The 22,245-nt window shown below is 61.2% G+C and carries 22 protein-coding genes; 14 read left to right on the forward strand and 8 right to left on the reverse strand.

The genetic code is table 11. The features are described from left to right. Positions 1-2 precede the first annotated feature (2 nt). Positions 3-440, forward strand: coding sequence for a GNAT family N-acetyltransferase (locus BLR31_RS09695; RefSeq protein WP_090595370.1), 438 nt, complete (start codon positions 3-5; stop codon positions 438-440). Here BLR31_RS09695 and BLR31_RS09700 read toward each other — a convergent pair. From BLR31_RS09700 to BLR31_RS09710, 3 genes are all read right to left on the reverse strand, one after another. Continuing rightward, the gene (locus BLR31_RS09700; RefSeq protein ID WP_090595373.1) at positions 421-2,430 is read right to left on the reverse strand and encodes a BCCT family transporter; all 2,010 of its coding nucleotides are present in this window, start codon (positions 2,428-2,430) and stop codon (positions 421-423) included. The two genes, BLR31_RS09695 and BLR31_RS09700, sit on opposite strands and share 20 nt — an antisense overlap. A gap of 67 nt (positions 2,431-2,497) precedes the next feature. Beyond that, positions 2,498-3,241, reverse strand: coding sequence for a DnaJ domain-containing protein (locus tag BLR31_RS09705; protein ID WP_090595375.1), 744 nt, complete (start codon positions 3,239-3,241; stop codon positions 2,498-2,500). Then, the gene (locus tag BLR31_RS09710) at positions 3,238-3,963 is read right to left on the reverse strand and encodes a hypothetical protein (RefSeq protein WP_090595378.1); all 726 of its coding nucleotides are present in this window, start codon (positions 3,961-3,963) and stop codon (positions 3,238-3,240) included. The genes BLR31_RS09705 and BLR31_RS09710 overlap by 4 nt, the downstream gene beginning before the upstream one ends. A gap of 137 nt (positions 3,964-4,100) precedes the next feature. On the opposite strand from BLR31_RS09710, the gene BLR31_RS09715 reads away from it, so the two are divergent. The 3 genes from BLR31_RS09715 to BLR31_RS09725 are packed head-to-tail and all read left to right on the forward strand — an operon-like array spanning position 4,101 to position 7,086. Then, entirely contained in the window at positions 4,101-5,594 is a 1,494-nt protein-coding gene (locus BLR31_RS09715) for a sensor histidine kinase (protein WP_090595381.1), read from the forward strand. Positions 5,595-5,597: 3 nt separating this feature from the next. Then, the gene (locus tag BLR31_RS09720; RefSeq protein WP_090595384.1) at positions 5,598-6,044 is read left to right on the forward strand and encodes a response regulator; all 447 of its coding nucleotides are present in this window, start codon (positions 5,598-5,600) and stop codon (positions 6,042-6,044) included. Between the two features lie 4 nt (positions 6,045-6,048). Beyond that, positions 6,049-7,086, forward strand: a complete 1,038-nt coding sequence (locus BLR31_RS09725; protein ID WP_090595387.1) for a sensor histidine kinase — start codon at positions 6,049-6,051, stop codon at positions 7,084-7,086. Here the strand turns inward: BLR31_RS09725 and BLR31_RS09730 are convergent. From BLR31_RS09730 to BLR31_RS09750, 5 genes are all read right to left on the reverse strand, one after another. Continuing rightward, entirely contained in the window at positions 7,083-7,574 is a 492-nt protein-coding gene (locus BLR31_RS09730) for an SRPBCC domain-containing protein (RefSeq protein WP_090595390.1), read from the reverse strand. The two genes, BLR31_RS09725 and BLR31_RS09730, sit on opposite strands and share 4 nt — an antisense overlap. Positions 7,575-7,594: 20 nt before the next feature. Beyond that, entirely contained in the window at positions 7,595-7,942 is a 348-nt protein-coding gene (locus tag BLR31_RS09735; protein ID WP_090595393.1) for an ArsR/SmtB family transcription factor, read from the reverse strand. 118 nt (positions 7,943-8,060) lie between these two features. After that, entirely contained in the window at positions 8,061-9,530 is a 1,470-nt protein-coding gene (locus tag BLR31_RS09740; protein ID WP_090595395.1) for a coiled-coil domain-containing protein, read from the reverse strand. A 7-nt stretch (positions 9,531-9,537) separates the two neighbouring features. Further along, the gene (locus BLR31_RS09745; RefSeq protein ID WP_090595398.1) at positions 9,538-10,488 is read right to left on the reverse strand and encodes a DUF6384 family protein; all 951 of its coding nucleotides are present in this window, start codon (positions 10,486-10,488) and stop codon (positions 9,538-9,540) included. Between the two features lie 18 nt (positions 10,489-10,506). Continuing rightward, complete coding sequence (locus BLR31_RS09750; RefSeq protein WP_176762599.1) at positions 10,507-11,709, reverse strand: cell surface protein; 1,203 nt, start codon at positions 11,707-11,709, stop codon at positions 10,507-10,509. A 155-nt stretch (positions 11,710-11,864) separates the two neighbouring features. On the opposite strand from BLR31_RS09750, the gene BLR31_RS09755 reads away from it, so the two are divergent. The 10 genes from BLR31_RS09755 to BLR31_RS09800 all read left to right on the forward strand — a co-directional run bounded on the left by BLR31_RS09755 (position 11,865) and on the right by BLR31_RS09800 (position 22,245). Next, a complete protein-coding gene (locus tag BLR31_RS09755; RefSeq protein ID WP_090595401.1) occupies positions 11,865-12,332 on the forward strand; it encodes an SRPBCC family protein in 468 nt (155 codons plus the stop codon). A 176-nt stretch (positions 12,333-12,508) separates the two neighbouring features. Beyond that, complete coding sequence (locus tag BLR31_RS09760; RefSeq protein ID WP_090595404.1) at positions 12,509-13,516, forward strand: BMP family lipoprotein; 1,008 nt, start codon at positions 12,509-12,511, stop codon at positions 13,514-13,516. 25 nt (positions 13,517-13,541) lie between these two features. Further along, positions 13,542-15,137: an ABC transporter ATP-binding protein gene (locus BLR31_RS09765; protein ID WP_090595407.1), complete on the forward strand. Its 1,596-nt coding sequence runs from the start codon at positions 13,542-13,544 to the stop codon at positions 15,135-15,137. A gap of 8 nt (positions 15,138-15,145) precedes the next feature. Further along, positions 15,146-16,255 carry an ABC transporter permease gene (locus BLR31_RS09770; protein ID WP_090595410.1) on the forward strand — a complete coding sequence of 370 codons (1,110 nt, stop codon included), beginning with the start codon at positions 15,146-15,148 and terminating at the stop codon, positions 16,253-16,255. Position 16,256: 1 nt separating this feature from the next. After that, positions 16,257-17,219 (forward strand): ABC transporter permease, encoded by a 963-nt coding sequence (locus BLR31_RS09775; protein ID WP_090595413.1) that lies wholly within the window; start codon positions 16,257-16,259, stop codon positions 17,217-17,219. Beyond that, positions 17,219-17,632 carry a cytidine deaminase gene (locus BLR31_RS09780; protein WP_090595416.1) on the forward strand — a complete coding sequence of 138 codons (414 nt, stop codon included), beginning with the start codon at positions 17,219-17,221 and terminating at the stop codon, positions 17,630-17,632. Before BLR31_RS09775 ends, BLR31_RS09780 begins: the two co-directional genes overlap by 1 nt. A 74-nt stretch (positions 17,633-17,706) precedes the next feature. Next, positions 17,707-18,498: a purine-nucleoside phosphorylase gene (locus tag BLR31_RS09785; RefSeq protein ID WP_090595418.1), complete on the forward strand. Its 792-nt coding sequence runs from the start codon at positions 17,707-17,709 to the stop codon at positions 18,496-18,498. Next, the gene (gene deoC / locus BLR31_RS09790; protein ID WP_090595420.1) at positions 18,495-19,484 is read left to right on the forward strand and encodes a deoxyribose-phosphate aldolase; all 990 of its coding nucleotides are present in this window, start codon (positions 18,495-18,497) and stop codon (positions 19,482-19,484) included. Before BLR31_RS09785 ends, deoC begins: the two co-directional genes overlap by 4 nt. A 59-nt stretch (positions 19,485-19,543) precedes the next feature. After that, a complete protein-coding gene (locus BLR31_RS09795; protein ID WP_090595423.1) occupies positions 19,544-21,913 on the forward strand; it encodes an aldehyde dehydrogenase family protein in 2,370 nt (789 codons plus the stop codon). A gap of 41 nt (positions 21,914-21,954) precedes the next feature. Next, the gene (locus BLR31_RS09800; protein WP_090595425.1) at positions 21,955-22,245 is read left to right on the forward strand and encodes a DUF6958 family protein; all 291 of its coding nucleotides are present in this window, start codon (positions 21,955-21,957) and stop codon (positions 22,243-22,245) included.

Consider the following 22,245-nt stretch of genomic DNA (forward strand, 5'->3'; position numbering starts at 1 on the left):
TCATGTCTCAACCGGGCTGCATATTCCTGACTGTGCCGGTGTTTTCGCCCCTCTGCAATCTGGGCTTTGCGCTGCGGCGTGAGGTGTTCATCATCGAGCAGAATGTCCCCGAAGAGCTAGAGCACGACACCGACGACATGACGGCCACCCATGTGGTTGGCATCATGGATGGCGCGGTGGTTGCGGTCGCACGAATCCTCTTCAAGGAGCAACACGCCAAGATCGGTCGGGTCGCAGTGGCAGCGTCGCATCGCGGGCTAAGACTTGGTGCGCAATTGATCGACTACGCCGTCGAAGTCGCCCATCAGCACGGCGAGACGCGCTGCTATCTCGAGAGCCAGGCGGACAAGATCGGCTTTTATGCCCGCCTGGGATTTGTTGCCTTTGGCGACGAATTCATGGACGCCGGTATTCCTCACCTCAAGATGAAGAACTACTGACTTCGACGGTTTCGGGCGCATGCTCGGGAGCACCGGTCAGGATCTGGGAAGCCGGCGACGCCACAAGCGCCAGATAGCGCTCGAACTGCACCAGGACGTCGGTGATGATCTGGTCGCGGCTCATGCCCATGATGTCGTAACCGCGGCTTCCATCCGAGAAATAGGTGCGCGCCTCATAGCGTAGATCGGGCCGAGACGCTTCGAGCGCTGAGAACGCCGCCAGCTTGTGCTCGGCGCGGTGCACGCCATAGACGAAGTCGCGGACACCGTCCGCCGGTACGGTAAGAGACACCGCGCCCGTCGTGTCGTTGCGGGTGATGTCCGTGGCGCGACCGCGTTTGTCGAGCTCTGCCTTCACCGCCTCAAGTGCGGCAGAAACGTCGGTGTCGATATAGGCATCGACATCGTGCGACGTGGGGGCCTTGAGCATCATGGCCAACCGGCGTTGCCAGGTCACACCACTTGCTGGTTGCGGAAGCGAAGCGCTGCCGACAGCAGCCATGGAGCCCAGATCGGCCCGCATGCCGATAAACAGCGACAAGATGAGCGCCAGCATGACGAGGGCGAACGGCAGTGCCGATGCGATCGTCGCCGCCTGCAGGGCGGCAAGTCCGCCGGCAAGCAGCAACAGCGATGCCACGACACCTTCGAGAACGCACCAGAACACGCGCTGGATCGTGGGCGTGTTGGTTTCCCCGCCGGCCGCGATCGTATCGATCACCATCGATCCTGAATCAGACGACGTGACGAAAAACACAGCGACTAGAATGATGGCCAGCGTTGATGTGACACCCGAGAACGGCAGATATTCGAAGAACTGAAACAATCCTACCGATATGTCGTCGGCAATCGCGGTGCTCAATGCCCCGGCGGCGGATGTCATGTCCACGATGATGCCCGTGTTGCCGAATACCGTCATCCAGATGAAGGTAAAGCCTGCCGGGATAAACAGCACGGCAACGAGGAATTCACGCACCGTGCGTCCACGCGAAATGCGCGCGATGAACATCCCTACGAACGGCGACCAGGAAATCCACCACGCCCAGTAAAACAGTGTCCAGTCGTCCGTCCATGAGCGCGGATCGTAGGCGTAAAGGTTGAACGTCATCAGGACGAAGCGGTCGAGATACAGGCCCACATTCTGAACGAGGTCGCGCATCAACTCGCCGGTCGGGCCGACGATCAGCACAAAGAGCATGAGGAGAACGGCGACGACGAGGTTGGCTTCCGAAAGAATGCGGACGCCTTTGTCCAGCCCTGTGACGACTGAAATGGTGGCGACCGCAGTGATGCCGGCAATGAGCGCGACCTGCACTTCGGGCGTGTTGGGAAATCCGATGAGGTATTCTAGCCCCGCGCCGATCTGGTTGACGCCGAAGCCGAGCGAGGTCGCAAGACCGAAGACGGTGCCGACGATGGCAAAGATATCGACGGCGTGCCCGATGGGTCCGTTGATCTTTTCCTTGAGCAGGGGATAGAGCCCGGAGCGAATGGTGAGGGGCAGGTTGAAGCGATAGCCGAAATAGGCGAGCGCCAAACCGACGACCGCATAAATCGCCCAGGCATGAACGCCCCAATGAAAGAAGGTCGCCGTTATCGCCTCTCGGATCGCATCGATCGTATAGGGCTCTGCGGTCGGAGGCGCCGCATAATGGCTAACGGGCTCGCCGACGCCGTAATACATGAGGCCAATGCCCATGCCGGCGGCAAAGAGCATGGCGATCCAGGAGTGATAGGCAAAGTCCGGCGTCGAATCGTCGGGACCGAGCTTGAGGTTGCCGAACCGCGAGGCGGCAATTAGCAGAACGGCGATCATCATGATGCCGACGGCCAGAAGATAGAGCCAGCCGAAACTCTCGAGGATCGTCGATTGCAGCGCGCTAAAAAAGACTTCAGCCTGATTGGGCGCAACGAGCCCAACGGCGAGAAAAAGACCGATAATGATCAGGGAGCCGAAAAATACCGGCGCGTTGATGACGAAAGTCTTCATGACAATTCCCCCATAGACAAAGGGGACCCAACGCAACGCGAAGGGGAACGTTCCTAAAAAGCCGCGATCAGCGCTTTCGCGTCTCCGTGGCGTGCTTGAGAAGCATATCCTTGGCCTGGTTGATCTTGGCGGCCAGAAACGCCGATCCGCCGGCGTCAGGATGCATCTTTTTCATGAGCGCGCGATGCGCCGAACGGATGGCATCGGGCGTTGCGCCGGGTTTGAGGCCCAGGATTTCGTAGGCTTCCTCGGTGGTGTTGACCGCGCCGCTTGCTTCGCGTTTTTCCTCGTCGGCACCAGCCTCGGTTTCCATGCCGAACTCGGCGGCGAAATAGTCGCGCCAGCCGGACCGATTGGCATCGAGCCAGCTTTCCAGCAAGGCGATCGAGTCGGGATCGTCGGAGACTTCGTCATAAAGCGCCCAGCATTCCTCTGCCGAAAGATCGGCCAACTCGCGGCCTTTGAAATGCCCGGCCCGCACGGTGCCCGAAACCGAACCGGTGTCATGGTCGAGCCGCATCGAAAAGAAGGTGGAAGAAACGGTGGACGCTGTATTGGGGCTCGCCATGCCGGCCCCGAAATCGATCGGTCCGAGCCGTCCCCGCATCAGAACGCCGATCCCGCCAGCGGCCAAAATACTGGCGATCATCATCTGGCCGCGTATGCCCAGAAAGGCGGCGCCTGCAACCATTGCCCCGCCTACCAGCCAGCGCAGCGCGCGCACGAGCTTGCGAATTTCGCCCGAGATGAACAGCGAAGAAAAATAGGCAACAACGAGAGCGACGGCTCCAGCCGCGAAAAGCCAGATCATGAGAGCTGTTCGAGGAGCAGGCGCGCCGACCCACTCCCCTGCAGTTTCAGGGCCGACCGCCCGCCGCTGGCATAGGCGGCGACGGCACGCAACAGCGCCGCCAACTCGGCGGCGGCGCCGGCGTTGAACTTCGCGTAGGCGCCCTTGGTGAGGCGCGCAAATTCTCGGAACGCGCTTTCCGCCACGCCGTCATGGCCCTCCTGGAAGATGAACATCGGGCACCCCAAAAGACCCAGTTCGCCAGCCTTTTGCGCCAGCCGGTCGATGTCTTCTTCCATGGCGTCGCCGACATAGACAATAGCATTGATCTTTTTCGTCTTGTGCTCGGTACGGGCGTGAGACAGCACCTTGGAAATCTGGGTGTGGCCGCCGCGGCAATCGATGCCGGTCATCAGCCCTGCAAGGCTGCGGGCGTCCGACACCCATTTGGATGCCCGGCACTCTCCAAACCCACGAAAATAGATGAGCTGCACATCGAGCCCGCCGGTCTTGGCGACGGTCTCGAACATTTCCGACTGCAATTGGCACGCCATGTCCCAGGTGGGTTGGCGGCTCATCGTCGCATCCATGGCGAACAACAGGCGCCCTCGCTGCCCGGCGGCCATCGGTTCACGCGCTTCGGCCATCGCTCCCACTTTGGCAACGAAATCGGCGATCGCGCCGCTTGCCTTGGCTGTCTGGGGGCGCTGATTGGGGCTACGGGTCGGTGTCTTGTCGGCCACATCTACTCCTTTTGACTGAATATGGGTGACGATGGACCGGCCTGCAAGTCAACCCGCAAGGAGCAACTTGTCTTGCGCAAGGATATGCTGCAAAAGGGGATCAACAAAGTTTGAACTCCGGGCCTCATCCCAGCAAGATGCCGATTACATCCAAGGGCTTTGCCCGCTATAGCCTTGCGCTCATCATCGTGGGTCTGCTGGCGTTGATCGGAGTGGTCGCAGCGACCATCTGGCTGGTCGAGCGCACCCAGGTCTATTTCGAAGAAGTTGTGGAAGCCCGCGAAGGTCGGCAGGCTGCTGTCGAGCTGCGCAATCTGCTCCAGGACGCGCAATCGTCCCAGCGTGGCTTCCTGCTAACGCTCGATGACGCCTATCTCGAACCGTATCAGAATGCGATCGGTCGCATACAGCCGGCCTATGACCGACTTGCGGCGGTTCTCGCCGCCTATCCTCAGGCGGACGAGCCTATGGCTCAGATGCAGATCGATATCAATGACAAGCTCGCCGAACTGTCGCAAACCATCGACCTGGCCGCCGCCGGTCAGTCTGACGAAGCCCTGGCGATTGTCACGACAGATACCGGCGAGCAGATGATGACGCGCATGCGTACGCTGCTCGATGCAGTGATCGCGGCAGCCGACGAGCGGACCTTTAACGGGATTGTCGATCAGCGCGGTGCAGCCAATGCCTTGCGCATCGTGGCGCTGATCGCAGCATTGGTGATTATCGCGGTGGTGGGCGGCGCCGCATGGATGGTGCTGCGCTACACCCGCGAGCTCGATTACGCCAGATCCGAGGTCGAAGCTCTCAACCATGATCTCGAGGCGCGGGTGGCCGAACGGACGACCGACCTGCGGCGTGCCAATGAAGAAGTGCAGCGGTTCGCCTATATCGTGACCCACGATCTGCGGGCGCCGCTGGTCAATATCATGGGCTTCACGTCCGAACTCGAGTCGGCCCTCAGCCCGATCAACGCGCTGGTGGCAAAGCACCCGGAAGACAGCACGGACCCTGTGATCGTCGAAGCCCGCCAGACAGCGCTGGAGGACTTGCCGGAGGCCATCGGGTTCATTCGCTCCTCGACGCGCAAGATGGACGGGTTGATCAACGCAATCCTCAAAATCTCGCGTGAAGGCGGGCGCGCGCTCAAGGCGGAACGGGTCGACCTGACCGACCTCGCCGAATCCACAGTCGGGGCGGTCCAGCACCAGATATCGGACAGCGAGGGCGAAGCCTCGATAGACATTGCGACACCGCCGGTCTTCACCGACCGTTTGGCGCTCGAACAGGTTCTGGGCAATCTCCTTGACAATGCCATAAAGTACAGGCATCCGGACCGTCCGATCCAGATCGAGATCAAGGGCCGGCAAGAGCGCGACGGACGCATTTTTATCGACGTCAGCGACAACGGCCGTGGCATTGCGCCTGAAGACCATGACCGCGTTTTTGAATTGTTTCGCCGTTCGGGAAACCAGAACGTGCCGGGCGAGGGTATCGGGCTTGCGCATGTGCGCATAATGGCCCGCAACCTCGGCGGCGATATTACATTGAAATCCAACCCGGTACACGGGACGACCTTTACGGTGTCCATTGCTCCGGATCTGCGTGCCATAGCCAGAAGCAGGGCCTAAGCCATGACCATCGAATCCAAACCCGTGACCATCATCATGATCGAAGATGATGAAGGCCACGCTCGCCTCATCGAAAAGAATATTCGACGGGCCGGGGTCAACAACCAGATCATCCCGTTCACCAACGGCACCGACGCTCTCGATTTCCTGTTCGGCGAAGACGGTACTGGCGAAGTCAGTGCTCATCGGCACCTGCTGATCCTGCTCGATCTCAACCTGCCGGACACGACTGGCGTTCAGATCCTGGAGAAGGTCAAGGCCAACCAGCACACCAAACGGACCCCGGTCGTGGTCCTTACCACCACCGACGACGAGCGCGAGATCCAGCGCTGCTACGATCTCGGCGCCAATGTCTATATCACCAAACCGGTCGACTATGACGGGTTCGCCAACGCGATCCGCCAGCTCGGACTGTTCTTTTCGGTGATGCAGGTTCCGGAGACCGCCTGAGGCGATGCCCCACTCCCCGGCGAAAATCCTCTATGTCGATGACGATCCGGCGCTCGGGCGTCTGGTTCAGAAAGTTCTGGGCCGGCGCGGGCGCGAGATCGAGCATGTGACGGATGCCGATGCCGGGTTCGCACGACTGGCACAGGGCGACATCGACGTTTTGGTCCTCGATCACTATCTCGGCGACCGCACCGGTCTCGTCATGCTGGAAACGGTCGCGGCGAGCGTGGATGCGCCCCCGATCGTCTATGTGACGGGCTCGACCGAGGCCGCACTTGCCGTGGCTGCACTCAAGGCGGGCGCGGCCGACTATGTGCTCAAGACCGTCGGCGAGGATTTCCTCGAGCTTTTGAGCAACGCGATAGAGCAAGCCATCGAGACATCGCGGCTTCACAAGGCGCGCGACCAGGCCGAGCGCGAAATGCGGCTGGCCAAGGAACGCGCCGAACTGGCGCTCGCCGAAGTCAATCATCGCGTCGCCAACTCGCTGGCTCTGGTGGCGGCGCTTGTGCGGCTGCAGATGTCGGCGGTTTCCGATCCGGCGGCCAAGGATGCGCTGGCCGAAACGCAAGGGCGGATCACCGCCATCGCCGGTATTCACAAGCGGCTTTACACGACGGACGACGTACGTTTTGTCGATATCGACGCCTATCTCGGCAATCTCGCCAGCGACATCCAGGCATCGATGAGCCTGGACGGCGCTGTCGCCGATATCAAGCTTTCAGCCGAACCGCTGCGCATGCCGACCGACAAGGCCGTCTCAGTGGGCGTGATCGTCAATGAACTCGTGACAAATGCCGCCAAATACGCCTATCGCGACCGCCAGGCGGGCGAAATCCGCGTCCGGGCCAGCCAGCCCACCCCGGGCAGGGTCGAAATTGTCGTCGAGGATGACGGCGTTGGATGGAATGGCGAGGGCCAGATACAGGGCACGGGCATCGGTTCACGCGTCATCGCCGCGACGGCCAGCGGGCTTGGGGCGACGCTGGCCTATGACAGCGTCGCGATCGGCACCAGGGCGCGGCTCGAACTCCAGCTCTAGCTTTTCATGCCCTGCACATAGGTCGCCAACTGCTCGATCTGCTCACGCGCTCCGGCTTCCATGCCCGACGCGGCAACGGCGTCGCGGGTCGCGAAATCATCGAAATATGAGACTGCGAAATATCGCGTCGTGTCGCCAAGGTCTTCGAAGCTCTGGGTTTCGCGCCCTTCATTGCCTTCTGACGAGCCGAACGGTCCTTCAAAGCCGAAGGTGTTGACGTAGGACGCGGGCGCGTCGATTTCAACGAACGACCCGAAAAACGCGACTTTTCCCGCATCGCGCACATCCTGAACATAGCGCCAGCGCCCACCGGGGCGGAAATCGTGCTCGACGATTTCGACCGGCCCGATGGATCGGGGACCCCACCAATGGCCGACGTGCTCGCGCTCGGTAAAGGCTTTCCAGACGAGGGCGCGTGGTGCCTTTAAAATACGGGTGAAGGTGATGACCGGCTTGTCGCCGGGGAGTTCGATCATAGTGTCGCTCATCGTGCGCCCTTTCCTGCGGCTCACTGTTTGCTGTCGGGATCGCCCTTTTGGAGGTCGGCAAGATAGGCTTCGAACTGGTCGAGATTGTCGTCCCAAAAGCGGCGATAGGCATCGAGCCAGCCTTGCAGATCCTTGAGGGGATCGGCAGTGAGCCGGCAGTAATAAAATTGGGCATCCTTGCGCCGACTGATCAGCCCGGCCGTCTCAAGCACCTTGATGTGTTTCGAAACGCCAGCAAGGCTCATGGCGTGCGGTGCCGCGAGTTCGCCAACGCTGGCCGGCCCCTGGGCCAGGCGCGACAGGATCGCACGCCGGGTGGGGTCGGCGAGAGCGCCAAAAACGAGAGTGAGGGGATCGTGCGTCGTCATTGTATTCAACTGATAAGTTCTAAACTGTTTAGTTGAATACAATGGACGCGGCTGCGCGTCAAGCGTGCCTGTGCGGCGCTCGCGCTGCGAAAGAACGTCTAGATAAATTGAAAAGGCGCTAGAACCCGGCGCCGGTCTTGAAACCGCCGCTGCCGCCAAAGCCGCCGCCGCGTGGACGAGAAAACCCGCCCCATGATCCACCCGATGGTGGACGCGGCGAAAATCCACCCGGCGGGATGGGAAATCCACTCTTGCGCGGCTTTGAGGCGCGCGGCTGGTTGGTGGGAACGATTGGCCCGGACGTGCCGGTCCAGTCCTGGGATTGCCGCCAGTGGTTCCAATAGGTCGAGGCGTTCATGCCGCCCTTGAGGAAATCGGTGAGGAAATCGCCGACCAGACGATCCTCGCCAAACCGCGAACGTGGATCGTCGTAGCGCGATTTCTTGAATTCGAACTCGATATCCTCAAGCTCGCGCCGACGTGCTTCGAGGGTCTTGAGGCGGGCGCGCTCGTCGTCGAGTTCGACCTGTTCTTCTGCAATACGGCGGCGCGTCTCCTTGAGGCGCTGGACGATTGCATCGTCCTCCTCGGTGCGTGTGACTTTGGCGTCGGCGATCAGTTTTTCGACCGATGTCAAACGGATCGCCTCGGAAAGCACATCCACCGCGCTTGCCACTGTCGGGTCGGTGCCGTCGGCCAGTTGCTTGTGCCGATCTGCCAGCCCCTCGCGCTCGTCCTCCAGCGCGAGAACCGTCGCGTCGATCACCGCAATGCGCTCGCGGGCCGTTTCGATGGCTTGGCGTGCAACCTGACCACCCGCGGCATCCAGTGCGGCCATCTCACGCGCTGCGACATCGAACTCCAGCGCATCAACATCGGCATCGAGCCGTTCAGCATGCTCGCGCAGCCGTTCGGGGATCGCCGTGAGCATCGCATAATTGGGGCGGGCATCGTGATATCGCACCAGCCGGGCGACCCACGCATCGAGCATGCGCGTTATATTGCCGGCCTTGTACTGCGATGTGCCATAGCCGCGCTCCCAGAGATAGGCAAACAGCGGGTCGTCGCGATAGGGCTGTCCCTTCTGCGCACGGTCGGCTTCCGCCAGATCGGCCTTGCGATCGGCTTCGATCGCCATGTTCTCGCGCTCGGTCAGATTTGCAGCCAGCCGCGCGTGTTCGGGGTCGGCGGCCAGAGCGGCGCGCACAGGCCCGGCCAGCGCATCGAGCTCTGCTTGTCGCGATGCCATCGCTTCGAGCAGCGACTGGCGCTCCTCGGAGAGTTTGGCCAGCGACTCCTCGTGCTCGCTCAATTGCTTTTCGAGATCGGACAGAACGCCGGCATGTGATTTCAACATGTCGCGCGCCTGCTTTTCAGCAGCACTGAGCGTGCCGGTCAAATCGGCCTGACTATCGGGCGACAGCCGGATTTTGGCCAGCGCGCGCAACTGTCCCAGTTCGGTCTCGCGGAGCTTGCCGACGCGCTCATTGGTGCGCGCGATGCGCTTGGTGATGTCGTCTTCTTCACGACGGATGTCGCGCAGCGCATCGTCGAGCGCCCGCATGGCTTTGGGTCCGCTTACACTCATGGCCGGGCTACCACTGGGTTATCGCTCCCTCAAGGACCGGCATTGTGAAATCAGTCTCCAAAAACCCGTATTGCTTGATACCGAGGATGTTGCGCTGGATGATCCCGTCGTCCTGCCTGTCGACACGCACGGCCTCATAGGTGACCTCGGGCACGCGAATGCCCCAGGTCGAGACCTCTTCGGTCTGGCCCGTTTCCTCGTTCGTGATCGGAAGGTTGACGAGTTGGCCATTGGGACCGACGGCCTCGACCACGAGATAATAGTTTGTCGCGTCCGTATTGGCCTCCGGGAAGCGCCACACCCCTGTGGATTCGCCCGGACGGTTGACGATGCGGATGGAATATTCGGCCAAAAGCGTATCGCGAATGGTCTCGAGCTGGGCGATGATCCCGGCAGCTTCCTCGCGATCGCCGCGCTCTGCAGCAGCCTTGCCACGGGACACGAGTTCGGCGGCATCGTCGGAGGCCGATTGCACCTTGGTCTCATTAAAGATTTGCCGATAAAGCGCATCCATCTGGGCTGGCATGGTTTCAGCCAGTTCGATCCGAGCCGCTTCCGCAACCCCGGCCTGATAGGGCCGGTAGCCGAGGAAATAGCCTCCGATGACCAGGACAACCAGCGCAAGCCCGATGGCAACCGGGCGTCCCCAGCGACCGCGCCGGACATAAAGCCGGGCGAGCCGGGTCTGGAATGTGTCGACCGGAGGGGTGTAGGTGAAGCGGCTTTCGTCGAGGGCCTTTACGCCTTCCTTGAGGATGCGGTCCGGCACCTCGATGCCCTGATCGTGATAGATCTTACGCAGGCGATCGATGAGTTGCGCCTCGCGGTCGCTCGCACTCATTTCGCGCGCGACCAGATTGTCCTCATGGCGGAGGGTGTCGACCACGTCCATGGCGAGCATCACATCGTCGAGCGGTGCCTTTTGCGCCTCAGCCGTCATGGACCCAGTGTTTGCCATCGCCCGCCTTTGGATGTTCTAGCGCGATGCGACCAGGGCATTGCCCTCGGCGGCAAGGGTTGCAAGGCGCTTCTTGCCGTCTTCGACGGCGTCGCGAATTTCGGCGGAGTTCTTCGTCGCCTGATCCCGCATTTCGGCGATGATCGTGTACGAATGCTCCTGAAAGCTTACTACGCTATCGACGAGCTTTTTCACCGCATCGGCGCGGATTGTCGGGCCGTAACCAGCCTTGAGCGCTTCTTCCTGAACCTGGCCGCCGATGTCGGAGAGCGTTTCGAGGCTCTTGCTCATGCCTTCTTTCATGGCGTTGAGCGTTTCGGTGGATTCGTGCAGGCCGAAAAGGCCAGTAAACGATGCCGAGAGCGCGGTGAGGACGGTTTCATTGGTCGAAAAGAACGAGATCGACTGCTGATAGACGCGCTCCTTGGCGTTGGTCGTCTGCATCAGGCGCGCCATGATCACTTCCGAGGTCGAATAGGAGATGGTGAGATTGTCGGAAAGATCTTTGGCAATCTGGTAGCGGCGTTCCTCGTTCTGGAGATCGCGCAGCTTTTCGTCGCGCGCCATTTCCAGGCGGGCCCGATCGGCGGGCGTGCCTTCGGCAAAGGCGGCCAGCTTGTCGGATTCCGCCTTGAGGTCGACCTTGCGCTGTTCGAGTTGGGCGTGGGCAAGCTCTAGCACTTCGAGCGCCATCACCTCGGCCTGCTTGAGGGCGCCGCGAAAGTCGCGATACGCCTCCAAAATGGTGTGCTCGCGGTCGATCTGATCCTTGGTGTCTTTCGAGACGTCGAGATAAGTAGCGCGAATCTTGTCGAAGCGCGCCGCGATGTCACCACGCGAAAGCTTCATCCAGACATTGGAGGCGCGCTCGAAAACGTCGAGCTTGCCATCATCGAGCTGGTCAACCATGCCCTTGGCGTCGTCGCGTATCGAATTGAAGGATTTTGTGATGTCTTCGTACCGTTCGCCGATATTCATGGCGGCGACCTGAGTGCGCACGACTTCGTTGAACGCGCTCGCCTGGGTCAGGACGCGACCGATCAGGACGACCTTGGTGTCGTCGAGATGGGTGATTTCGGAGAGAAGCCCGGTGATGGGCGCATCCTGGGGCTCGCCCTCGGGCCAGAGACCCAAAGTCTTGATCGCACCGACGGCCCTGTCGAGGTATTGCAACGGCTTATCCATCACCTGGCTGCCGGCGCCTACAGTCACTTCGCTCATCATGTGCCCACGTCCCTGTTAGCAACTGCGACAGATGTGGTGACATCTTTTCGCCAGGCAAGGCAGAATACAATTGAGCGAAGGCTTTGCGGTGATTGTTTTCTCACCATTGGTGCTAAAAAGCCGCATGTGATCAAGGCGGAAGGGATGTCGGCGTGGATTTTGGAGGACGTTACCAGGTTGCCGCCAACCGCGACGCCGTCTGGGCCGCGCTCAACGATGCCGAGGTGCTTAGAGCCTGCATTCCAGGCTGCAAGCGGATCGAGTGGACCGGCGACAATGCGCTCGAGGTCGAGGTGGCGGTCAATCTTGGCGTCGCGCGTCCAACCTTTACCGGCGACCTGCGGCTGTCCAATGTCGAACCGGCCCGGACCTATACGCTCACCGGACACGGTCGCGGCGGATTGTTTGGCAAGGCGCAGGCTTCGGCCGATATAGCGCTCAGTGACAGCGACGAGGGCACGCTTTTGGTCTTTGTCGCCACGGGCGGCGCATCGGGCCAGATCATGAAGCTGGGCAAGGCGTTGATCGGTTCGTCGGCCCAAAGGGTGATCGACGGATTTTTCGATCGATTCGGAGCAGCCATGGGCGCCGAAGTCACCCCGCTTCACGAGCTGTCCTGACGCCCGGCGCGCCAGTAACCGCTTTCCCAAAATTTTTTGCCCAAATGGTCAAAAAATCAAAATTCGCTATTGCGTCCCGTGCTATTGCGCGATTGTATCGGGTCTCATCGCGCGTGGAAATGCACTGGCGTGTCGTCAGGCCCCTTTCTGCAGCCCGAGAATAGGGAGCATCAATCATGTCCAAAACAATAAAGACTGGCCTCGCCGCACTTGCCGGTGTCGCCCTCACCACGCTTATGGCCGGTACTGCAATGGCCGATCCCGCGCTCGTCTATGACGGTGGCGGCAAGTTCGACGCCTCGTTCAACGAATCCGCCTATAACGGCGCGCAGCGTTTCATGGACGAGACCGGCCAGGCTTACCAGGATCTCGAAATTTCGGGCGACGCCCAGCGCGAGCAGGCTATTCGCCAGTTCGCCGCGCGCGGAAACAACCCCATCGTACTGCCGGGCTTTTCGTGGGAAACCGCCCTGCGCTCGGTTGCGCCTGACTTCCCCGACACATCGTTCCTGATCATCGATACCGTCGTCGACGATATCGAAAACGTCCGCTCGGTGGTCTTTAAAGAGCACGAAGGTTCGTTCCTCGTGGGCGCGCTCGCCGCGATGGCAACGGAATCGGGCACGATCGGCTTCATCCCCGCCTTTGACTTCTCGCTGCTCCAGGCCTTCGGCTGCGGCTACAAGCAGGGCGCTGCCTATATCGATCCGGAAGTCGAAGTCATCGAAACCGCGATCGGCACTGGCTTTGATGCCTTCAACAACCCCGGTGGTGGTACCGAAGTCGCTCTGAGCCAGATCGACCGCGGCGCTGACGTCATCTATCACGCTGCCGGCGGCGCCGGTGTGGGCGTGCTCCAGGCGGCAGCTGACTCCGGCGTGCTCGGCATTGGCGTCGACTCCAACCAGAACCACCTCCATCCCGGCCAGGTCCTGACCTCGATGATCAAGCGCGTGGACGTTGCCGTCTACAACGCCTTCGAAGACTTCGCCAATGACGAGTGGACCAATGACGTCCAGGTGCTCGGGCTGGCCGAAGAAGGTGTCGGCGCAGCATTTGACGACAACAACGCCGAGTTGATCACCGACGAAATGCGCACGACGGTCGATGAGATCACTGCAGCGATCATATCGGGCGAAATCGTCGTCCACGATTACCGCGAAGACGAATCCTGCCCGGTCTAATTTCCCGGAAAGGGAAGGTCCTGTGATGGACACCACACCCGATCATGCCCAGCGGCCGTCATCGGCCGCTGGAGCGTCTCTTGCGATCGAACTTAAAAAGATCAACAAGAGCTTCGGATCCGTACATGCCAATCGCGATATCGACCTGGCCGTAAGACGCGGCACGGTGCATGGCATCGTTGGCGAAAACGGCGCCGGGAAGTCGACATTGATGTCGATCCTTTACGGATTTTATCACGCCGACAGCGGCGAGATCGTCGTAGGCGGCAAGCCGGTGACGATCCACAATTCCTCCGACGCCCTCGCGCTGGGCATCGGCATGGTGCATCAGCACTTCATGCTGGTCGACAATTTCACTGTGCTCGAGAACGTTATCCTCGGCGCCGAGGATTCAGCGCTCCTCAAGCCCAGTGTCGACAAGGCACGGCGAGAGTTGCAGCGCCTAGCTAGCGACTACGGCCTCAACGTCCCCGTCGATGCGCTCATCGAAGACCTCTCGGTCGGCCAGCAGCAGCGCGTGGAAATTCTCAAAGCGCTCTATCGCGGCGCCGATATCCTGATTCTCGACGAGCCGACCGGCGTCCTGACTCCCGCCGAAGCCGATCACCTCTTTGAGGTGCTCAAGACCCTGCGCGACGAGGGCAAGACGATCATCCTGATCACCCACAAATTGCGCGAGATCATGGCCATCACCGACATGGTGTCGGTCATGCGGCAGGGGCAGATGGTGGAAACGCTGGAAACCGCCAAGACCAATCCCGAGCAGCTTGCCGAACTGATGGTCGGACGACGCGTCTTGCTGCGCGTTGAAAAGGACGAGGCCAAGCCCGGTGATGTGTTACTCGATGTCACCGATCTGGTCGTGGCGGATGACATGGGCACCGAGCGGCTCAAGGGCGTGACGCTTTCAGTGCGCGCCGGGGAAATTCTGGGCGTGGCTGGCGTTGCCGGCAACGGGCAGTCCGAATTGCTCGAAGCGCTCGCCGGCATGCGCGCTTCCAAATCGGGCACCATTCGTCTCAACGGTGAAGACGTCACGGCGCATCACCCCGACAGCGCGGCAACCCTGCGCCGCAAGGGCCTGGCGCATGTACCTGAAGACCGGCTGCGCATGGGCCTTGTGACCAATTTCTACGAATGGGAAAATTCCATTCTGGGCTATCACGACTACGACAAATACGGCTCAGGCCTGATGCTCGACGTCAAGGCCGCGCGCGCCGAGGCGCAGCGCCATATCGAAAAGTTCGACATCCGGCCCGCCAATGCCGATCTCAAGACAGCGAACTTTTCCGGCGGCAACCAGCAAAAGATCGTTCTGGCGCGCGAAATGGAGCGCGACCCCGATGTGTTGATCGTGGGACAGCCGACCCGAGGCGTCGATATCGGGGCCATCGAATTCATCCACAACCAGATCATCAAGATGCGCGATGCGGGCAAGGCTATCCTGCTCGTTTCGGTCGAGCTCGATGAAATCCGCTCCCTCTCGGACCGCATCGTCGTATTGTTCGACGGCGAAGTGGTTGGCGAAGCGGACCCTGCAACCGCCGATGAAGGCGAACTCGGCCTGCTCATGGCTGGCGTCAAAAGCGATACGACCCCTAAACGCGAGGCGACGACATGAGTTCTGCCATGCCATTGCCCCGGTGGGTCGACGTCCTCCTCCTGCCGGTGCTCAACGTTACCCTGGCCTTCATCATCGGCGGCATCGTCGTTCTGATCGTGGGTGAAAACCCGATCGAAGCCGTGCGCATCATGCTCTATGGCGCCTTCGGCTACGGCTATGGGTTCGGCTTCACGCTTTACTACACCACCAATTTCATCTTCGCCGGTCTCGCCGTTGCGGTCGCTTTCCACGCTGGCCTTTTCAATATCGGGGGCGAGGGGCAAGCCTATGTCGGCGGGCTCGGCGCCATCCTCGTGGCGCTTGCGGTCGGTGGGCTGCACTGGGCTCTCGCCATGCCGCTGATCATGATCTCGGCCGCGCTGTTTGCCGGTTTCTGGGCCTTCATTCCCGGCTATCTGCAGGCCAAGCGCGGCAGCCACGTGGTGATCACCACGATCATGATGAACTTCATCGCCACCTCGATGATGAGCTACATCATCTCGCGTATCCTCAAGCCGGCCAACGTCAATTCAGACGAGAGCGCCCGCATCGACGAAGTGACGCGCGTGCCGTTCTTGTCCGAATGGATCCCCTTGCTGCGCAACACCCCGGTCAACATCTCCTTTGTGTTGGCCCTTCTGGCCCTGGTCGGAGTGTATCTCCTGATCTGGCACACGAAATTCGGCTACGCTCTGCGCACCATGGGCCACAACGGCACAGCTGCGCGCTACGCAGGCATGTCCAACGCCAAACTGATCATGCTCGCAATGGCCATATCGGGGGCGCTGGCCGGCATGGTCGCGATCAACGACACCGCTGGCGCGCATGGTCGCCTGATTCTGGGCTATGTCGCGGGCACAGGTTTCGTGGGCATTGCCGTGGCGTTCATGGGCAAGGCGCACCCGATCGGCGTGGGCCTTTCGGCGCTGCTGTTCGGCGTGCTCTATCAGGGCGGGCAGGAGCTGGCCTTCACGATGCCTGCGATCACCCGCGAGATGATCGTCACCATCCAGGCGCTCGTGATCCTCTTTACCGGGGCGATGAGCAACATGCTGCGGCGTCCGGTCGAGTTGGCGTTCCTGACGGCACGAACGCGACAAAAAGAGCCGGTGCCCACAGAGCGAAAGGAGGCGTGAAATGGAAGACATCATTTCCATTCTGATCACCACGATCCGCGTCTCGACGCCATTGATCCTTGCTTGCCTCGCCGGCCTTTATTCCGAACGCGCCGGCATCGTCGATATCGGGCTCGAAGGCAAGCTCTTGGGCTCGGCCTTTGGCGCCGCCGTCGTTGCTTCGGTCACCGGCAATGTGTGGCTCGGGCTTCTGGCCGGCATCGGCGTCTCGATGATGTTTTCTGCCGTCCATGGCCTGGCCTCGATCAATTTCCGCGGCAACCAGATCATCTCCGGTGTGGCGCTGAACTTCCTCGCCTCCGGTCTGACGGTCTTTCTCGGCGCCGCCTGGTTCGGCCGTGGCGGCAACACGCCGCCGCTGACGGGCGACGCGCGGTTCTACGGCATTCGATTGCCCTTCGCGCAGGAAGTGTCGGGGGTGCCGATCATCGGACCGATCTATTCGGGGCTGTTATCGGGGCATACGATCCTCACCTATCTCGCCTTCCTTGCCGTCCCGCTGACGGCGTGGGTGCTGTGGCGCACCCGTTTCGGTCTTCGCCTGCGCGCCGTCGGTGAAAATCCCAAGGCGCTCGATACCGCAGGCATGTCGGTAAGCTGGCTGCGCTACAAGGCGTTGATGATCACCGCGGTGCTTGTCGGCATGGGTGGCGCCTATCTCTCGACCGCGCAGGCCGCCAGCTTTTCGCGCGAGATGAGTTCGGGACGCGGCTACATCGCGCTCGCGGCGCTGATCTTTGCCAAGTGGAAGCCTTACCCCGCCTTGGGCGCGTGCCTGTTGTTCGGCTTCCTCGAAGCCATGCAGTATCGTCTCCAGGGCGTCGACTTGCCGCTGATCGGTCGCGTGCCGACCCAGGCCATGCAGGCTCTGCCCTATGTCCTCACCATCCTTCTGCTCGCTGGCTTTGTCGGCCGCGCCATCGCGCCCAAGGCTGCCGGCCAGCCCTATGTGAAGGAACGGTGATGACGGAAGCTTCAAATATCGATGCCACGCTGTTCGAGGGCGCGGAAAGCGCGCGCAAGCTCGCCTATGCCCCTTACTCCGGGTTTCCTGTCGGGGCCGCAATCCTCGCCGATGACGGCAAGATCTACACCGGCTGCAATATCGAAAACGCTGCCTATCCTCAGGGCAATTGCGCGGAAACCTCCGCCATCGCGGCAATGATCATGGGCGGCGCCAAGCGCATCGAAAAGATTTACGTGACGGGGCCGGGTGCAACGCCCGTCACACCCTGCGGCGGCTGCCGCCAGCGCATCAGAGAGTTCGCGTCGCTATCGACCCCTGTCATCTGTCAGGGCATCGACGGCGAGCCGCTCTTTACAACGCTGGGCGATCTCCTGCCGCACTCCTTTGGCCCGGAGTTTTTGGGCCGCTGAGGGCCTGTTAAGGGTCAAGGATCGATCGTGCCCATGGCGGCGCGACACGTAGTTTTGCACAAGGCATAGAACGCATGGCCAAGGCTCTAAAGACCATCCAGAAGCTGGCGGGCGAAACCCCGATCGCAGCAGCCTTGATCCTCGGATCGGGGCTGTCGGACGTCGGCGACCTGCTGACCGAGAAAGTGACGATCCCCTTTGCCGACCTCAAGGGCTTTCCCCAGGGCGGGGTTTCCGGACACGGCAAGGATTTGCTGATCGGCCAGATGGGTGACAAGCGCATAGCGATTTTGACCGGGCGCCAGCACTATTACGAACACGGCGACGCCGCCGCCATGCGCCCGGCGCTCGAAACGATGGCCGAGCTTGGCGCCGGAACCTTGCTGCTGACCAATTCGGCAGGTTCGCTCGACCACGACGTGCCGCCGGGCAGCTTGATGCTTTTGTCCGACCATATCGCTTTCGCGCTCAATCCCTTGATCGGGGAGGAAACCGACGCGCGTTTCGTCAATATGCTCGATTGCTACGATCCCGAACTTCGCGCGACCACTCATGCGGTGGCCTCTCGCCTCGAAATCGCCCTCAAGGAGGGTGTCTATATGTGGTTTTCGGGGCCAAGCTTTGAGACGCCGGCCGAAATCCGCATGGCGCAGACGCTGGGGGCCAATGCGGTCGGCATGTCCACTGTCCCCGAAGTGATCATCGCGCGCTTTTTGGGGCTGAAAGTCTGGGCCTGCTCGTCGATCACCAATATGGGCGCCGGCATGGCGCAGGAAACAATTTCGCACACCCAGACCAAGGAAGTCGCCAAGCTGGGTGCGGAAAAACTCAAGCGCCTCATCCCGGCGCTGGTGGAGGAGATATGAGTCTCAAGATCGTCGATAACCAGAGTCACGCGACAGGCCACAAGCGCAATCCGGGTTTCCCGCTCGATCTCGATTGGGTCGAGCGCGTGCGCATGAACCGCTCGGCGCTTGAACGCCGCGCCGGAACCATCGGCGCCCGGCGCTCGGTGAAAAAGGACTATCAGCTCGCCTGGCTGCTCAAGGCCGTGTCGTTGATGGATCTGACCACGCTAAATTCCGACGACACCCCCGGCCGCGTCGAGCGGCTGTGCGCCAAGGCGCGCAACCCCATCCGCGCCGATCTCGTCGAGGCGTTGGGCGTCAAACATCTCGGCATCACGCCGGCGGCTGTGTGCGTCTACCACAATTTCGTAGCAACCGCGGTCAAGGCGCTGGAGGGGACGAACATCCCCGTGGCTGCTGTCTCGACAGCGTTTCCGCATGGTTTGACACCGCTCAAGATACGGCTGGCCGAAATCGAAGCCTCGGTCGAAGACGGCGCTAAGGAAATCGATATCGTCATTGAACGCGGCATGGTGCTCAATGGTGATTGGCAGGGGCTTTACGATCAGGTCAAAGCCATGCGCGCCGCGTGCGGCGATGCTCACATCAAGACCATTCTGGGCACGGGCGAATTGGCCACGTTGACCAATGTCGCAAAGGCCTCGCTCGTCTGCATGCTGGCCGGCGCCGATTTCATCAAGACCTCGACCGGCAAGGAAAAGACCAACGCAACATTGCCGACCTCGCTGGCCATGGTGCGGATGATCCGCTGGTTCCACGAGGAAACCGGCATCGAGATTGGTTACAAGCCGGCCGGCGGCATCGCCAAGGCCAAGGACGCGATTACCTATCTCGCGCTGATGAAGGAAGAGCTGGGCATCAACTGGCTACAACCGCATCTGTTCCGGTTCGGCGCCTCGTCGCTCCTCACCGACATCGAACGCCAGATCGAGCACGGGCTGACTGGCCGCTACGCCGCCGATTACCGCTTCGCGATGGCCTGAGCCGATCCACACGATCCCTTTTTGGCCTCGCCAGTCGGCTGGAGGCCCGGAGAAAGACAATGAGCAAAGTGGCTGAAATCTTTGAAACCCTCGAATACGGCCCGTCGCCTGAAGCACCCGGACCGGCGTTCGACTGGCTGGACGCCCACGGGCGCAAATTCGGCCATTTCATCGATGGCGAATTCACAAAGCCAGGCAAGACCTTTGCCTCGACCAACCCTGCCAATGGCGAAAAGCTCGCCGATATTTCGGAAGCCGGGAAGGGCGATGTCGATAAAGCCGTAAAGGCTGCCCGTTCAGCGTTTTCAGGCTGGTCGGGCCTCTCAGGCTTTGAGCGCGCCAAATATCTCTACGCTATCGCGCGTCAGATTCAAAAGGAGAGCCGGCTGCTTGCCGTGCTCGAAACGCTGGACAACGGCAAGCCGATCCGCGAGACTCGCGACATCGATATCCCGCTGGTCGCACGTCATTTCTACCACCACGCCGGCTGGGCGCAGCATATCGACAAGAGCTTCCCCGATCACGTGCCCTATGGCGTCTGCGGCCAGATCATCCCGTGGAATTTCCCGCTGCTGATGCTGGCGTGGAAGATTGCGCCGGCGCTTGCCGCCGGTAACACTGTGGTGCTCAAGCCTGCCGAATTCACCTCGCTGACAGCGTTGCTGTTCGCCGAAATCTGCGCACGCATTGGTCTGCCCAAGGGCGTCGTCAATATCGTGACAGGCGCCGGGGAGACGGGCGAAGCCATCGTCTCGCACCCCGATATCGACAAGATCGCCTTTACCGGCTCGACAGAGGTCGGCAAGATCATCCGCCGCGCCACCGCCGGTTCGGGCAAGGGCCTGAGCCTCGAACTCGGTGGAAAGTCGCCATTCGTGGTTTTTGAGGACGCCGATCTCGACAGCGCCGTGGAAGGTCTCGTCGATGCCATCTGGTTCAACCAGGGGCAGGTGTGCTGCGCAGGGTCGCGGCTCCTGGTCCAGGAGTCGATCGAAGAGCGCTTCATCGCCAAGGTCAAGACGCGCATGAAAACGCTGCGCACCGGCGATCCGCTCGATAAATCCATAGACATCGGCGCGCTTGTCGCACCGGTTCAGGTCGAGCGGGTGATGGACCTGCTCAAGGCGGGCAGGGCGGAAGGCGGCGAGTTCTACTCGCCCGAGGGCGATATGCCCGAGAAGGGCTGCTATGTCCGCCCGACGCTCGTCACCGGCATTTCGCCGGCCCACTCGCTGGCGTCCGAGGAAATCTTCGGGCCTGTGCTCGTCGCCATGAGTTTCCGCACGCCGGAAGAGGCCGTGGCCCTCGCCAATAACACTAAATATGGTCTCGCGGCATCGGTCTGGACCGAAAACGTCAACCTCGCCCTCGATATCGCGCCGAAGATCAAGGCCGGTGTCGTCTGGGTCAATTCGACCAACCAGTTCGACGCCGCCGTGGGCTTTGGCGGATACCGCGAATCCGGCTTCGGCCGCGAGGGCGGCAAGGAGGGCATGGGCGCCTATCTCAAGCCCATTTGGGAGAAAAAGCTTAAAGCCGCCTCGCCAATCAAGCTCCCAGCACCCTCGGGCAAGACCGATCACACCGGCATTGATCGCACGGCAAAACTCTATATCGGCGGCAAGCAGGCGCGCCCGGATTCGGGCTATGCCATGCCGGTCACCGGTTCGGACGGCAAGCATCTCGGCGAGGTGGGCGAGGGCAACCGCAAGGATATCCGCAACGCCGTGGAAGCGGCGCGCGGGGCACTGGGCTGGTCAAGCACCACGGCCCACAACCGCGCGCAGATCCTCTACTATCTCGGCGAAAATCTCGACGCCCGCAAAGCCGAATTCACCGACCGCATCCGCGCCATGACAGGGGTGTCGGCTAGCGCCGCAAAGCGCGAAGTCGACCAGTCGGTCGAGCGCCTGTTCGCCTTTGGCGGATGGGCCGATAAATACGATGGCGCCGTGCACAATCCGCCGGCCCGTATGATGGCTGTCGCTATGGTCGAGCCCATCGGCGTCCTCGCCCTCGCGGCGCCCACCGAAAGCCCGCTGCTCGGCGCCATCGCCATGCTCGCTCCGGCGATCGCCATGGGCAACACGACGGTTCTTGTGCCCTCGACGCCCTACCCATTGGCCATGACGGATTTCTATCAGGTGCTCGAAACCTCCGACGTCCCCTCGGGCGTCGTCAATATCGTTACAGGCGATGCTCCGGCCCTCGCCAAGGTCCTCGCCGAACATGACGGGGTTGACGGCATCTGGTTTGCCGGCTCGCTCGAAGATAGCACCGAAATCGAGCGCCGCTCGGCCGGCAACGTCAAGCAAAGCTGGACGACACGGGGCCTCGCCTATGATTGGTCAGATCCCGTCATGGAAGGCGGCTATCTTCTTGGCAAGGCGACCCAGATTAAGAACATCTGGGTGCCGTATGGCGCCTAAAGCTGTGAGCCGGATCGAAGGCGCGACAGGTGGAAGCGGCCATGAGTGAAAAGATCGAGGTCCAGAACTTTACGTCTCCCGACCACATCTATCGCGTGGATAAGGGCAAATACACAGCCATGCGCGATGCCGTACTAAATCACATGCCCACGGCAGAGCCTGGCGCAACGCCCGCGCAATTGATCGCTGCGGTCAAACCCGATCTGCCACAGGACCTGTTCCCCGGCGGGGAAAAGGCCGGCTGGTGGTTTAAATGCGTTCAACTCGATCTCGAGGCCAAGGGCGTCTTGAAACGCGCCGAAAAGCCACCCGTCCGGCTGCACAAGGTCTGA

It is taken from the genome of Pelagibacterium luteolum (assembly GCF_900100665.1).
GTDB lineage: Bacteria > Pseudomonadota > Alphaproteobacteria > Rhizobiales > Devosiaceae > Pelagibacterium > Pelagibacterium luteolum.